At 69.0% G+C, this 14614-nt stretch carries 13 protein-coding genes and 1 pseudogene; 7 read left to right on the top strand and 7 right to left on the bottom strand.

Features of this window, described 5'->3' with window-relative positions; genetic code table 11:
• Positions 1-74: 74 nt before the first annotated feature.
• The 3 genes from ACZ4S3_RS11550 to ACZ4S3_RS11540 form a co-directional block, all read right to left on the bottom strand.
• On the bottom strand, positions 75-737 hold the full coding sequence (locus tag ACZ4S3_RS11550; RefSeq protein WP_467930684.1) for a hypothetical protein: 663 nt from the start codon (positions 735-737) through the stop codon (positions 75-77).
• 46 nt (positions 738-783) lie between these two features.
• Complete coding sequence (locus tag ACZ4S3_RS11545; RefSeq protein ID WP_467930680.1) at positions 784-924, bottom strand: hypothetical protein; 141 nt, start codon at positions 922-924, stop codon at positions 784-786.
• Positions 925-1071: 147 nt separating this feature from the next.
• The gene (locus tag ACZ4S3_RS11540) at positions 1072-1596 is read right to left on the bottom strand and encodes a hypothetical protein (protein ID WP_467930676.1); all 525 of its coding nucleotides are present in this window, start codon (positions 1594-1596) and stop codon (positions 1072-1074) included.
• 87 nt (positions 1597-1683) lie between these two features.
• On the opposite strand from ACZ4S3_RS11540, the pseudogene ACZ4S3_RS11535 reads away from it, so the two are divergent.
• The 5 genes and pseudogenes from ACZ4S3_RS11535 to ACZ4S3_RS11515 all read left to right on the top strand — a co-directional run.
• A pseudogene (locus ACZ4S3_RS11535) lies at positions 1684-1791 on the top strand (IS5/IS1182 family transposase); the annotation flags it as partial.
• A 275-nt stretch (positions 1792-2066) separates the two neighbouring features.
• Complete coding sequence (locus tag ACZ4S3_RS11530; RefSeq protein WP_467931551.1) at positions 2067-2294, top strand: ferredoxin; 228 nt, start codon at positions 2067-2069, stop codon at positions 2292-2294.
• Positions 2291-3682 (top strand): NAD(P)/FAD-dependent oxidoreductase, encoded by a 1392-nt coding sequence (locus tag ACZ4S3_RS11525; protein ID WP_467930672.1) that lies wholly within the window; start codon positions 2291-2293, stop codon positions 3680-3682. Before ACZ4S3_RS11530 ends, ACZ4S3_RS11525 begins: the two co-directional genes overlap by 4 nt.
• 12 nt (positions 3683-3694) lie before the next feature.
• Positions 3695-4909 carry a cytochrome P450 gene (locus tag ACZ4S3_RS11520; RefSeq protein WP_467930668.1) on the top strand — a complete coding sequence of 405 codons (1215 nt, stop codon included), beginning with the start codon at positions 3695-3697 and terminating at the stop codon, positions 4907-4909.
• A 218-nt stretch (positions 4910-5127) separates the two neighbouring features.
• A complete protein-coding gene (locus tag ACZ4S3_RS11515; RefSeq protein WP_467930664.1) occupies positions 5128-6954 on the top strand; it encodes a glycoside hydrolase family 15 protein in 1827 nt (608 codons plus the stop codon).
• Positions 6955-7116: 162 nt separating this feature from the next.
• On the opposite strand, the gene ACZ4S3_RS11510 is transcribed toward ACZ4S3_RS11515, so the two are convergent.
• The 4 genes from ACZ4S3_RS11510 to ACZ4S3_RS11495 all read right to left on the bottom strand — a co-directional run bounded on the left by ACZ4S3_RS11510 (position 7117) and on the right by ACZ4S3_RS11495 (position 12258).
• Positions 7117-8172, bottom strand: coding sequence for a cytochrome d ubiquinol oxidase subunit II (locus ACZ4S3_RS11510; RefSeq protein WP_467930659.1), 1056 nt, complete (start codon positions 8170-8172; stop codon positions 7117-7119).
• A complete protein-coding gene (locus ACZ4S3_RS11505; protein ID WP_467930654.1) occupies positions 8169-9650 on the bottom strand; it encodes a cytochrome ubiquinol oxidase subunit I in 1482 nt (493 codons plus the stop codon). Before ACZ4S3_RS11505 ends, ACZ4S3_RS11510 begins: the two co-directional genes overlap by 4 nt.
• Before the next feature lie 39 nt (positions 9651-9689).
• Positions 9690-10529: an SDR family oxidoreductase gene (locus ACZ4S3_RS11500; protein WP_467930649.1), complete on the bottom strand. Its 840-nt coding sequence runs from the start codon at positions 10527-10529 to the stop codon at positions 9690-9692.
• A 298-nt stretch (positions 10530-10827) separates the two neighbouring features.
• Positions 10828-12258, bottom strand: a complete 1431-nt coding sequence (locus tag ACZ4S3_RS11495) for a pyridoxal phosphate-dependent decarboxylase family protein (protein ID WP_467930645.1) — start codon at positions 12256-12258, stop codon at positions 10828-10830.
• Positions 12259-12304: 46 nt separating this feature from the next.
• Between ACZ4S3_RS11495 and ACZ4S3_RS11490 the strand changes: the two genes are divergently transcribed.
• Both ACZ4S3_RS11490 and ACZ4S3_RS11485 read left to right on the top strand, forming a co-directional pair.
• Positions 12305-13135 carry a hypothetical protein gene (locus tag ACZ4S3_RS11490; protein WP_467930640.1) on the top strand — a complete coding sequence of 277 codons (831 nt, stop codon included), beginning with the start codon at positions 12305-12307 and terminating at the stop codon, positions 13133-13135.
• Between the two features lie 330 nt (positions 13136-13465).
• The gene (locus ACZ4S3_RS11485; RefSeq protein WP_467930635.1) at positions 13466-14614 is read left to right on the top strand and encodes a WS/DGAT domain-containing protein; all 1149 of its coding nucleotides are present in this window, start codon (positions 13466-13468) and stop codon (positions 14612-14614) included.

The raw sequence follows: 14614 nt of genomic DNA, 5'->3' as shown, positions 1-14614 counted from the left end.
AGTCCACCCTTGCCTCGCTATGGCGTCCAACTCCCCTACCACGACCGGCACATGGCGATTCCGGCTCATATGTCTTATGGGCGGATAACGGCAAGAAGGATGTCAGCCGCCAAACAAATGGCGCCGCTGATCGCCAGCCACTTCGAGATTCTTCCTGTCCACGTCCCGCGCACCTCGGTCAGGAGACTGCGGCCCTTCCTGAGCGCCCGCCGCGGCCCGGTTCCACAGACGGCGACGGGCAGCATGGCGGAGGCCAGCAGCAGCCCGGCGAAGGCGAAGGCGAGAAACCCCCAGGGCGAGCTGTGGCCGGGGCGCAGATACTCGCCGGTGCCCTGCCGGACCTCGATGACGTCACCCGGCCGCGCCGTCCATGACGCGATATGCGCCCGCGAGTCCCGTCCGCCGCTGTCCTCGCCACCCCGCTGATCGCCGGCCCGGTCGCCGTCCGGCCCTCGGTCACCGTCCGGTCGGAAGATCCCCTGGCAGTCTCGCGACGGCCCGGAGTGGGCTCCGCCCGAACGCTTCTGGCACGCGGTCACGGTCAGCGTGCCGTGGGTGCCTGCGAGCCCGGTGGCGACGGCCGCGTTGGTCGCGCCGTAGTAGCAAAAGGCGAAGGCTAGAAGGAGGCCGAGGGCCCCGAGTGCGTACCCGCCCGGACCGCCCCGGCGGCGAGCGGCCGGACCGCCGCCTTGCCCGAGCAGGCTTCCCCGATCATCGCCAGATCCCGCGAATGTCATGGACACGGAGCCTATCCACGCCCCCACCCCCGCTCCGTATCCCCCGTCACAGCGTCGCCAGATCACCGATCGTCCACTCGTAGGAGGACCGCGGGACGAAGGGGTGCTGCGGGGCGGGTTCCGTCGTGTTACTTGTTCGGCTGCTGTGGGCGAGGTCGAGGAACTCGGGGGGCGGGATGTACTTCATGCGCCTGTCGCCGATTCCCGTCAGCAGCGCGATTTTCGGGACGTTCGCGTGCCGTTTCGCCCAGTTCCTGACGGCCGAGCGGCTGCAGCCGACGAGGCCGGCTCCAGCGGCTTCCAGGTGTGCTGACCGGACAGGCTGGAACGGGTGCTAGCGGCGATCCCACCAGGCCGGCAGCTCCGGGACGTCGAGCAAGAACCCACGCCGCCGACCGGGCAGCACGCCGATCGCCGACTCGGCGCGGTGGCGACGCTGGAAGTCACGAGCTCCCTCCCCGTCCCGCTCGGAGAACCGAAAAGCCTTGCTCGCCTCGTGTGTGCGTCCGTTGCCGGGATCCGTCCAGGCCACCTCGAGCCGCACCGTCCAGTGGCCCGGGCCCCGCGGGTTCTTGGCAAACGAGGTGCGCGCCGCGACGACCCTCCCCTGCGTGGCCGGGCCGGAGCGGCGCAACCGTCGCAGGTGCCGGTAGTGCGCGAGGCGCAGCAGCCTGGTCCAGCCGATGACGGCGGCAGCAGCTCCGCCGATGCCCACCAGCGGGATCGCCGTGTCCACGGTGGCCGGGTCACCGGTCAGCTGCCTTGCGAGGATGGCGGCAGCCATCGCGCCGAGAACAAACCCGGCGAAGGGCGCGACAATCGCTCCCACCACCAGGAGCATGATCCGGACGATCCGCATGAGAGGCGATCCTAGTTCTCGCCCTCGCCGGCCGACTCCCGCCCCCGCTCGCCTGCCGGTTCCGGGGCGTCCTCCAGCGCCACGTCAACCGGATACCGCCGCCTGCAACACCGCTACGAGCGCAAGGCAGAGCACTTCCTCGCCTTCGTCGGCATAGCCGCAGCCCTCATCAGCTACCGCAGAGTCACCGACTGAAAAACCGTCTGTCCCAGGGTGCGGACGACGTGGGCGCGGGATACGCTTTTGACGACAAGGTCAGGTTCTCCAGGCGGTTTTGCAGACGCCGGGACCTCATTCGCAATGATCAATTCTTCCTGCGGAGACCTTTGGCGAGCGTGGTGCACCCTTCCCTCTGCAGGGGTGAGCGGCTGCCGAATCCCTTCCTCGAAGGCGTGCCTCGCGCTTTGGGCGCCGTAGTAGTGCCGCCTCAGGGCCCGCAGTTTTGCACAGTCCCTGCAATGGAGTTCGGGATGAAAGTTGTCGTTGATCTTTCCCGGTGTCAGGGGTATGCGCAGTGTGCGTTCCTGGCTCCGGACGCTTTCCGGATGCACGGCGAGGAAGCGCTGATGTACAACCCGAATCCCGACGACGCCCAGCGCGAACAGGTGCTGCGCGCCGCGGCGGCCTGCCCGCTTCAGGCCATTCTGGTCGACCAGCTGGAGGAGCGGGACGCACCGGTGGAGGCGCCGCCGTCATGAGCAGCGCTGACACCCTGCAAGCGTTCAAGCGCGACGGCCGCATCGTGATCGTCGGGGCGTCGCTGGCGGGGCTGCGGGCCGCGGAGGCTCTGCGCGCGGAAGGTTTCACCGGGTCGCTGACCATGATCGGTGACGAGGTGGGCGAGCCTTATGACCGGCCCCCGCTGTCCAAGCAGGTGCTGACCGGGTGGGTGCCGGCCGGGGGCACCACGCTGCCGCGACGTCGTGACATCGATGCGGAGTGGCTGCTGGGCGTGCCCGCCGACGGGCTGGACCTGGCGACCAACCACGTGCATCTCGCCGACGGCCGCGAGGTTCCCTTCGACCGAGTGCTGATCTCCACCGGGGTACGGGCCCGGCCCTGGTTCGTCGAGACCGAGGCGGACCTGGACGGAGTGTTCGTCCTGCGCACCCGTGAGCACGCCGACGGCCTGCAGCGAGCTCTCGCCGCCGGGCCCTCCCGTGTACTGGTCATCGGCGCGGGCTTCACCGGCTCCGAGATCGCCTCCATCTGCCGCGAGCGCAACATCCCGGTGACCGTCGCCGAGCTCGCGCCGGCCCCGCTGGTCGGGGCGCTCGGCGCCATGATCGGCCAGGTCGCGGCGGACATGCAGCGCGCCCACGGCGTCGACCTGCGTTGCGGTGTCAAGGTCACCCAGCTGGAGGGTGATGCGCAGGGGCATTTTCGCCGTGCTCACTTCTCCGACGGCAGCACCGTCGACGCCGACGTGGCGGTGGTGGCGCTCGGCGGCATCCGCAACACCGACTGGCTGCGGGACTCGGGGCTGGCGGCGGGCGTATGGGGAATCGCCTGCGACACGGGGTGCCGCGCCCTCGACCTCAACGGCCTGGTCACTGACGACATCTTCGTCGCCGGAGACGTGGCGCGCTGTCCGAACCCGATCTACGAGTACCGGCTCATCTCGCTGGAGCACTGGGCCAACGCCGTGGAGCAGGCCGAGGTCGCGGCGCACAACATGGTCAGCGCCCAGGCGGACCGCTGGCCGCACCTGTCCATCCCGGTGTTCTGGTCGATCCAGTTCGGCGTCAACATCAAGTCCGTCGGTGTGCCGACCTTCGCCGACGAGGTCGTCGTCACCCAGGGATCGGTGTCCGACCACCGCTTCGTCGCCGCATATGGCTACCAGGGCCGCGTCACCGCGGCGGTCAGCTTCAACAACGCGAAGTGGCTGGACCACTACCGGCAGCTGATCGAGACGGCCGCGCCCTTCCCGCCGCCCTGCCCCGCGCCCGACCAGCCGGCCGACGCGAAACCGGTGCCCGTCGACTTCCCCGGCCCCGTCCTGCTCAGCACGGGCGCCACGGTGGTCGTCACCGGCCATGACCCGGGAGAGCGGCGCGTCACAGCTGCGTGGCAGCACCGGTAGGAAGGAAGCGATATGACCACGGCCGAGACGCCCGACATCCTGCACCGGATCCTCGACTACTCCGCCCGAGCCGACCCGTACCCGCTGTACGCCGAACTGCGCAAAACCCCAGTGGCCCTGCAGGAGGACGGCAGTTACGTCATCAGCACCTACCGCGAGCTCACCGACCTCCTGCACAACCCGCATCTGAGCTCCGACGTCCGCAACCTGTCGCGGCCGATGCCCGCGACCGAGGGACGTGCCGCGCCGTCGTTCATCAACCTCGACCCGCCCGAGCACGACCGTCTGCGGCGCCTGGCGATGCGCCACTTCGGCCCCCCGAAAACCCCGGGGCTGGTGACCGATACGGAACCGGACCTGACCGCCATCGTCAGCGGCTTGATCGACGATTTCGCGGGCAAAGAGCGGATCGACATCGTCGACGACTTCGCCTACCCGTTCCCCGTCACCGTGATCTGCCACCTGCTCGGCGTGCCACGCGAGGACGAACCGCGGTTCCACGTGTGGGTGAACGCCATCGTCGACTCGCTCGACTACGACCCCAAGACCGACCCGAAGGAGAAACTGGACAACGGCGTGCAGGCCGGGAAAGACCTGCGCCAGTACCTCGGCGGGCTGCTGGCACACCGCCACGACCGGCCAGGCGACGACCTGCTGACCCGGTTGGCCAACGATGACGGGCCCGACGGGCGGATGACCGACGACGAAATCGTCAGCACCGCCAACCTGCTGCTCATCGCCGGCCATGAGACCACCGTCAACCTCATCACCAACGGCATGCTGACCCTGCTGCGCCACCCGCAGGTGCTGCAGCGGCTGCGCGACGAACCGCACCTGATCGTGCGACTGGTCGAGGAACTGCTGCGCTACGAACCCCCCGTGCACATCATTCCGTGGCGGGCGGCATACAGCGACATCACCGTCGCCGACACCACCATCCCCAAGGGCTCGCAGATCATGCTCATGCTCGCCTCGGGCAGCCGGGATCCGGACCGCTTCGACGATCCCGACCGCTTCGACCCCGATCGGCAGGACAACCAGCACCTGGGGTTCGGCAGCGGCATCCACCTGTGCTTCGGCGGACCGCTGGCCCGGCTGGAGACCCAGATCGCGCTGAACGCGCTGGTACGTCGCCTGGACCGACCCAGGCTGGTCGCCGACCCGCCGCCCTACCGGCCCAGCCCCATCCTGCGAGGTCCCATCCATCTGCACATCGAGCAGAGCTGACGGTGAACGCGGCAGCCGAGGGCAAGAGCAATGCGCGCCGGCGCCTCCCTCACCGCCGGACAGCCCGCTGGAACCTGAGTGTCAGCACGCCCAACATCCGCTTGGCCGGCGGCGGCATCGAGGCGCTGCCGTGCCCGTGCCCCGAGTTGGGGCGTGGCAGGAGTGATGGAGGTGCCGGATAGTGGACTTAGGGGGCTTTCCGAGACTTCGGAGCTGCAATGGACCGCTACCCTCCCATCGCCGAACACGGCCTGGTGGGCGACCTGCAGACCGCTGCGCTCGTCTCGTCGCAAGGTGTCGTCGACTGGTTCGCCGCCCCCAGGTTCGATTCGCCCAGCATCTTCGCCGCCCTGCTCGACCACGACCGCGGCGGGTACATGCTGCTGGCCCCCGAGCATCCCGACGTCACCTGCAAGCAGCTCTACTACCCCGACACGGCCATCCTCGTCACCCGGTTCCTGTCGCCGGACGGAGTGGGCGAGGTGGTCGACTTCATGCCCCCGGACCGGACCCGCACCGCCACCGACCGGCACACCCTGGTCCGCGGCATCCGTGCCGTGCGGGGGACCGTCGACTTCACTCTTGAATGCCGGCCGCGCTTCGACTACGGCCGGACCGAGCACGAGCTCGAACTCGAACTCGGCGAGAACGGCGCTCTGTTCCGGGCCCCCGGGATCGACGGGCACCTGCAGGCCACTTTCCCGCTGGAGCGGGACGGCCAGGATGTACGCGGAAAGGTGACGCTGCGCGCCGGCGAGTCCGGCGGCGCCGTGTTCACCGTCTGTGCGTCCGGCGGCGAGGCGCCCGCACCCCCCACGGTCGACGGGCTCAGCGGGCAGTTCGAGGAAGTCGCCCTGTTCTGGCGGCACTGGCTGCGTCAGTCCCACTACCGGGGACGGTGGCCCGAGCGGGTACACCGGTCGGCCATCACCCTCAAACTCCTCACCTACGCCCCCACCGGCGCCCTGATCGCGGCGGCCACCACGGGTCTGCCCGAGCAGGTCGGCGGGGAGCGGAACTGGGACTACCGGTTCACCTGGGTACGCGACGGCTCGCTGTCCGTACGGGCCATGCTGGACCTCGGCTTCGTCGAGGAGGCCACCGCCTTCGTCCACTGGCTGGTGGACAGACTGCGCGAGCGCGCGGGCAAGGAGGAAGAGCCGCTCCAGACGATGTACCGGATCGACGGCGACCCGGACCTGCCGGAGGAGACACTCGAACACTTCGAGGGCTACCGCGGCTCCTCCCCCGTCCGCATCGGCAACGGCGCCGCCGACCAGCTCCAGTTGGACATCTACGGCGAGGCCCTCTATGCGGTGTCCCAGGGTGCCGAGATCGCGCAGCAGGCCAGTTTCGAGGGATGGCAAGCGCTGGCCAGGACCCTGGACTGGTTCGCCGACGCCTGGGACCGCCCGGACGAGGGTATCTGGGAGACCCGCGGCGGCCGCCAGGACTTCACCTACAGCCGGGTGATGTCGTGGGTCGCCCTCGACCAGGGGCTGCGCCTGGCCGAGTCCTTCCGCAGGCCCGCTGACCTGGAGCGGTGGCGCAAGGCGCGGGACGCCGTCTTCGAGCAGATCATGGAACGCGGCTGGAGCGAAAAGGAGCGCGCCTTCGTCCAGCACTACGACGGCGAGGTCCTGGACGCCTCGCTGCTGCTCATGCCCAGGGTCGGGTTCATCGCTCCTCGGGACAGTGCCTGGCTCTCCACGCTCGACGCGATGGACCGCAAGCTCGTCTCCGACAGCCTTGTCTACCGCTACGACCCGGCGGCATCGCCGGACGGCCTGCGCGGCTCGGAGGGCACCTTCAGTCTGTGCACCTTCCTCTACGTCGACGCACTGGCCCGGGCGGGGCGGCTGTCCCAGGCCCGCTACACCTTCGAGAAGATGCAGACCTACGCCAACCACGTCGGGCTGTTCGCCGAGGAGATCGGTCCGAGCGGGGAGCAACTGGGCAACTTCCCCCAGGCGTTCACCCATCTATCCCTGATCATGGCCGCCATCACCCTCGACGAGGCACTCGACGCGGAGGACCGGCGCTGAGCCATGGACACGCATGCCCGTCCGGCACGACCGTCAAGGCTGCCCGCGGCAGAGTTCGACGTGCTGCACGGCGCCTGGTCTCGTACGCCGCCTGGGCCAGGGACGACCGGGGTGCCCTGGATGCCCTCACTCGCTCTCGCTCACAGCGCCGGGCCCAGGAGGTCAGTCGCCGTCGGCGGTGTCACCCGGTGTGGGTCGGCTCCGCTGCAGCTCGGCGTCGGTGAGGGGTTCCAGCTCGCCATGGGTGTCCAGCCAGTAGAGGAGGAAGACGGCCGGGCCGACGAGCAGCAGGCCGCCAAGGCTGACCCACGACAGCCAGGCCAGCGTCGTGGGATCACCTGCGGCGTCCGCCACGGTCAGGGATGGAGGGATGAGGTAGGGACGCTGGGCGAGGCCCCAGGCGAACACGGCCCCGCCCACGACGCCGACGGCGCTGAAGCGGGCCCGGCGGGCCTGGTCCCGCAGCAGGAGCAGTCCGGTGGCGACGAGGAACACCGCGGACACGATGGTCAGAACGAGGCCTGCACCGTGGGTGAGTCCGCGCGCTACGTGGGGGGCGTCGCGGTGGGTGACGACGAGCGTGGCCACGGCCAGCAGAGCCACGACGACCAGGCTGGCGAGGGCGCGGCGCCGGAAGTAGGCGACGAGGTCGGGCGCATCGAAGCGCGCGGCGTCGGCGGTCAGGAACACGGCGCCGAGAAACGCGGTCGCGGCGACGGTGAGCAGCCCGAAGAGGACGGAGGTGGGGTTGGACCAGGCGTCCGCCGAGGCTTCGGTACCCGGCGCGACCCGGCCGGAGGCGATGCCACCGACGGCAGCGCCGAGGAAGAACGGGGTGAGCAGGGAGGCGATGGCGAACACGGCGCCGTAGACGCGGCGTCGGGCCAGGCGGCGGATGGGTTTGCGCAGTGCGAATCCGGCGCCGCGCAGGACCATGCCGAGGACGGCCAGCGCCAGGGGCAGCCACATCGCGGTGAACACGGTCTGGAACAGCACGGGGAATCCGGTCCACATGAGGACGAGGACGAAAACCAGCCAGACGTTGTTGATCTCCCAGACCGGAGCCATGGCGTGGTCGATCAGCCATCGGGGGCGCTTGCCGCGCTCGGCTCCGCCGGCCGTCAGGTCCCAGAAGCCCGCCCCGTAGTCGGTGCCCCCGGCGCAGGCGTAGGCGGCCACGGCGACCAGCAGCACGAAGGCGACGAGGCCGGCGATCACGACCGGCCGTCTCCGGCCGGTGTGGAACCGCTGCCGCCGGAGGCCGGGGCGTCACCGGCCGCGGCCGGGGGGCGAGGGCCGTAGGGGGTGACTGCTTCCGGTGCCTCCCCCGGCCGCCCACCTGCTTGTTCGTCGGCCTGGCGCCAGCGGGTGCGCATCTTCAGCAGGACGGTGAGGAACGATCCGAAGATGAGCACGTACATCACGATCACCAGGCCGAACATGATCCACAGGGCGGTGGAGCGGGTCGAGGTCACCGCTTCGGCGACACGCATGTTCTGGTAGACGATCCAGGGCTGGCGTCCCACCTCGGTGGTGATCCAGCCGCATTCGACGGCAACGAGGGAGGCGACTCCGGCACCGGCGGCGCCGCGGAAGAACCACAGGGAGCGGGGCAGCCGACGATGGCGCAGCCAGACCAGGCCGTACCAGACTGCCAGGAGCACGAGCACGGAGCCGATCCCGACCATGATGTCGAAGGCCCAGTGGGCGATCGTGGCCTGAGTGGCCGTCGGCCTGTCGCTCGCCGGTACGGACGTCAGCCCCATCACCTCGGTGTCCGGGCGGGACCCGGCCAGGATGGAGTCCAGCTGCGGGACCTTGATACCGCCGGAGATGGATCCGTCCGCGTGCAGTCGGCCGAACAGGTACTCCGGCACATGGGTGTCGGTCTTCCAGACGATCTCCATCGCCGCGAACTTCACAGGCTGCTTGTGGAACACCGACCGGGTGAGGGAGTCGCCCAGCACGAACTGCACCGGAGTGGCCACCGCGGCGATCGCGAAGGGGATCGTGAATCCGAGCCGGTGGTAGCGGTCCCGGCGCCCGCGCAGCCATCCGACGGCGTAGATGCCCGCCACGACGTAGCCCGCGGTCACCAGCATGGCCACCACGAAGTGCCAGTACTGCGGCCCGAGCATCGGAGTGAAGACGGCCTTCCAGACGTCCACGTCGACCGGGTTGCCCCCGGAGTCGAGCGAGAAGCCCCGCGGGGTGTTCATCCACGAGTTGGCGGCCAGAATGCCGAAGGCCCCGAGCAGCGCGGCGGCCGGCAGCGGCAGCCCGAGCAGGAAGTGGGTGCGCGGTTTGAGTCTGCGCCAGCCGTACAGGTAGATGGCGATGAGCACCGCTTCGAGGAAGAACGCCCAGGCCTCGACGCCGAACCCGATGCCGAAGACATCGCCCCATCTGCCCATCAGCCCCGGCCAGAGCAGGCCGAACTCGAAGGACAAGACGGTGCCGGTGACGACACCGATCGCGAACTGCACCGCCATCACGGCCGACCAGCGCCGCGCCAGCAGCAGGGCGTCGCCACCGCCCCGGCGCAGACCGCGGGAATGCATGACGAGGGTGATGAGCGGCAGCGCCACTCCCAGCGGCACCAGCATGATGTGGGAGGCGAGGGTGAAGGCCATAAGGGATCTGGCCGGGAGCATCTGGGCCGGGGCGTCCGCCAGCAGGTGAACCGTGGTGTGCATACGTTCCCTTGCCGCTCGGGAGGACAGGTCGGACGAAGCTCAGCCGCCGGTGGCGAAGCCGGGGAAGAGGGTCATCCCGCCGTCCACGTAGAGCGTGGTACCCACGACGTAGTCCATGAGGTCGGAGGCGAGGGCGACGGCCGCGTGGGCGATGTCCTCGGGCTCACCGATGCGCTTGTACGGGATCAGCCGCAGCAGGTCCTCCTGCGCCTCGGGAGTCTCCCACGCGCTGCGGTTGATGGGCGTCTTGACGGCTCCCGGAGCGATCGCGTTCACGCGGATCTTCTGGGGCGCGAGTTCCTGGGCAAGGGTCGCCATCAGCATCTGGACGCCGCCCTTGGAGGAGGCGTAGTTCGCGTGCCCCGCCCAGGGGATGACCTGATGGACGGAGCTCATGCAGATGATCTTCCCGGCCGAGCGGGACACCTCCGGGACGACCCCGCGCCGCAGAAACTCCCTGGTCGCCTCCCGGGCGCAGAGGAACTGCCCGGTGAGGTTGACGTCCAGCACCTTCTGCCACTGGGCGAGCGTCATCTCAGTGAAGGAGGCGTCGCGCTGCAGCCCGGCGTTGGCGACCATGATGTCGATCGTCCCGAACTCCTGGACCATCCGGTCCACCATGGCCACGACCTGGTCTTCGTTCGACACGTCCGCTTCGTACGCGGCGGCGCGCACGCCGAAGGCCATGATCTCCTCGACCACTTTCTCGGCCTCTTCGCGGCCGGCCACGTAGTTCACGACCACATCGGCGCCTGCCCGGCCCAGACCGATGGCCGTGGCCCTGCCGATTCCGGAGTTGGCGCCGGTGACCATCGCCTTCTGGCCCTTGAGCAGCTGAGCGGGGACCACGCCTGCCGGTGCCCCCTCGGTGGAACTCACGATCGACTGCCTCCTCGACTGTCTGAACCGGTCCGCCGGACTGCGGCTCGGCAGGGTCCGAAGGTCACGGAAGCACCGACGGCGGGGAGCGGCGGCCCGCACGAGCTGCTGTTGGTCCGCACGGCCGAGCATCACCGCCCGGTCGGACCAACGACACCCGCGGTCAGCTCAGTCGGTCCACGAGGTGGTCGCCCACCCGTAGGGCGTTCGCCATGGCCGTGAGGGACGGATTGACCGCGCCGATGCGCGTCTCTGCGGCGTGATCGCGAGGGCTGAGACGACGTCATATGCCGCCGTGTCACGAAGGGGAGGCCGAGAGATTCTCCGGGTACTGGGCGTGGGTGCGGATCCGTTTCCAGACGTAGTGCAGCGTGTCGGCATCGACGTACGGAGATCCGAAGGCGGCCCGGACGGCGGGGCGGCCGTTGACGCTTGTGGGGGTGCACAGGAGCGTGGGGTCGGATTGCAGGCGGGAAAGCAGGTCACGGGTGTTGTCATCGGTGTCGCGACGAAAGACGACCAGGCCCAGCTCGTGCACCTCCAGGTGAAACCCGGGCTCGGCCGTGATGAGGCGGGCCAGCCGGGCCGCCAGGCGGATGTCGTGACGGATGGCTTTGCGCAGGCCTTCTACGCCGTGGGCCCGCATCACGTACCAGAGTTTGAGGGCACGCATAGGGCGGCCGAGGGGTACCTGCCAGTCGCGGAAGTCCACGACCCGGCCGGAGTCGGTCGCAGGGTTCCGCAGGTATGAGGGGGAGATGCTCATGGCGTCGGTGAGTGTGGCACGGTCGGAGGTCCACATGACGTCGCACGGGGTCCCCGTACGCATCCACTTGTGGGCGTTGACGGCGTAGGAGTCGGCGAAGGCGATGCCGTCAATGAGGTGCCGGTATTCCGGGCACAGTGTCGCGGAGCCCGCGTAGGCGGCATCCACGTGCAGCCACACGTCCTCCCGCCGGCACAGTTGCCCGATGTCCGGTACGGGGTCCACGGCGCAGATATCGGTGGTGCCGATCGTAGCGACGACGATGGCAGGGATGAAGCCGGCCGCACGGTCGACGTCGATGCGTGCGCTGAGCGCGTCGGGATCCATCCGGCCGGTGCCCGGCAGTGTGGCGATGAGCTGCGGCTCGCCCAGGCCGGCGAGCCGGGCGCCCTTGGGGATGGAGGAGTGGGCCCGTTCCGTGCAGTACATCCGGTAACGGCCCTCGGTTCCGGCCGTACGCCACCGCCCCTGCGACGCCCGTTGAAGGGCCGCCGCAGTGGCCACGAGTACCGCCGATGAGGCGGAGTCCTGAATGACTCCGCCGCCGCGGCCACTCGAATGGTGGAAGGCTTCCGGCAGGCCGAGGGCTTGGGCCAACCAGTCCGTGACCACTTGCTCCAGCTCCGTGGCCGCCGGCGATGTCGACCACATCATGCCCTGTACGCCCAGCCCGGCGGTGACGTACTCGGCGAGCACGGACGAAGGGGAGTTACTGGTCGGGAAGTAGCCCAGGAATGCCGGATGCTGCCAATGGGTCAGGCCCGGAACGATGAGCTTCCAGGTGTCGGCCAGCAGCTCTCCGAGGCTCTCCGCTTGCTCGGGAGGCGCCGACGGCAGTGCGGTGAGCAGCGAGCCGGGTTCGCACGGTGGGGTCACCGGCACCTCCCGGGCTGCCAATGCCCGCCAATGGGCGACGAGTTGTCTGGTGGCCGTTTCTATCGCCTCTTCAAACTCATCACCCATAACAGAAAAGTAGCGGCTTTATTGTGCTTTGTCTATTATGTCGCTTATGCATCCTCGTCGTGTCGAACTCCGGCTTCCTGACCCGGAACAGCTACCAGAGCGACTTGAGTCGCTGTGGCGTTCATCCGTTCGAGAAGGTCGCCCGGTTCGCTCGGTCCGGTGCCCGCTGTCCGACCCGCGGGAATCCGATTACGACTCCTTTTTCGGTGTCATCCGGGTCTCCGGTGCGCCGGCCCTGCTGCTTTCCGAGGCGCTGGTCACCACGGTGAGCGCAATGGCCTCGCTACCTGAAGGCGCCGCCGAACCGGCGCTCCACCAGGCTCTGGATGCGGTCTGCCTGGCTCCCGTCGCGGAACCGGGACTGACGCCCGATACGGCCGCTCAGCAGCGCTGGATACACGGGCACCGCCTGTTCTTCACGCTCACCCAAGCGGCCATCGTGGGTTTGCAGGACGCGCTGGCCGCACCGCGCGCCCGTTCCTGCGGGCCGGGAGTTCAGGCCACTCGCGTCTTCCTGCACGCGAGTGCCGCCGCCATGCGCCTGACCGCCTCCTTTTCCCGGTCCACGTATGAGCGCATCGTGCGGCCTTCCATGGCGCCGCCCCAGCATTCCACCGAAGGGTTCTCCGGACTCTGGTCGGCCGATCACCGCGTGCTCATCACCCGATTGCGCGCCTGGGGTGCAATGCACAGTGAAATATGCAGGGATTCCTGCAAAATCCGCCGGAATCTGCTGAACGCCGTGGACGAGGTGTACACCGCGCACATCGGTATATGCGAACGCTTCATCGGGGACGGCTCCTCGCTTTTGAGCGGATCGGAAAACTCCCTGGACACTCTCGGCAAACTCGCCAGGCATCGCGCCCGGATTCTTTAGACCTTTGAATTAGTGCCGGGTGTTGCCGGCGCCGAGCGCGGCAGATGCCGGCTCTCTGGCACACCTCGTTCGGCCCAATTGCCCTTGAGCACACCGATATCTGACGGACCAGCACATATTTCTTGCGTTCACGTCCTCGTCCTCTTTCAGGAAGGTATCGAGATGGGTCTCCGAGATGCCCTTCGTCGGGCCACTGCCGGACAGGATCCGGCGCCCACAGCTGGGCGGCAGGCCGGCGTCAGGGAATGCAGGGGAGCTTTCTTCGACTACGCAGCGGCGCACCCGGGCACATCGGTCGCGGTGGGGGGCGTCAGCCGCATCACGGGGGACGTGCCCGACCACGAGGAAATGTGTCTCCTGGTGGACCTTGCGGTAGCCCGCTATCCGGAACTCGCAGAAGTACCACCAGGTGGGTCCGGCAGAGGGGCGGGGGCCCCGTTCGCCGCCGCAGACCATGTCTTTCGTACGCCCGTCGCCGCGGGGACACGGCTGGACGGACTGCGCGCCGCGCTGGCGGATCTGGCCGCGGCACCCTTGCCGGAACGTCTTTGGGGAGTATGGATTCTGCACGGCTACGCCCCCGACGAGTTCGCGGTCGTACTGCGGGGGCATCATGCGCACTTCGACGGCATGCTGCTCAGCGAACTCTTCCGTGGCACCCTCAGCGGGCCCGCCGCCTCCTCAAAGGCAGGCGCCCCGCCGCCTGGCCGCACGGCCCGCCGGGGCACCACAGCCGAACTGGCAACCGCCGTCCGCGAAGGCATCGGCGCCTTGGGCGGACTGGGCCGGGCCGCTCGTCTCGTACCGGACGGCTTTCCCCTGACAGGCAAGTTGCACTATGCGTGGGGCAGCGTGGAGCTGGCCCGTTTCCGGAAAGTCGCCGCCGTACACGGAGCCACCCCCAACGACCTGTACTTGTCGTCCCTGGCCGGCGCGCTCAAGAGCTGGTCCGGGGACCGCGGCCGACCGCTCGGCCGGCAACCGATGCGCATGATGGTGCCGGTCACCCTGCGGCGTCGGGACAACGCAGGCAAGAGGGGGAACTCGGTGCTGGGCGCGGCAGTACGGCTGCCCGTCGGCCTGGACGATCCCGTTGAGCGACTGGAGTACGTGAAAGCCCGTACGCGCAAGGTCCGTTCATCGCTTTTCAATCCCCACGCCGGCGCCCTGGGACGGATGGTCCCCGACCGGTTCGGCCGCTGGCTCCTCGAACTCGATCTGCACCCGCGGAGCACGACGGTACTGGCGTCCCACGTTCCCGGACCCGAGAAGCGTCTCCGCCTCGGCGACCGGGTCATTACCGACGTCATCCCGCTGAATCTCCTCCCGGCCGGCCATGCGCTCGCGGCATGCTTTTCCAGCTATGCCGCCACCGCACAGATCTGCTTCGTCGCGGACCGGACAGTAGGCGGCTGCGACGGCCTGGTGCAGCTGTGGATGCATGAGCTGGACGAGATGACGGCGCGCGCCGGGCTGTGA

It is taken from the genome of Streptomyces sp. NPDC028368, assembly GCF_055565615.1.
Note: the sequence above shows the minus strand (reverse complement) of the source record. Positions and strands in the feature narration are given on the sequence as shown.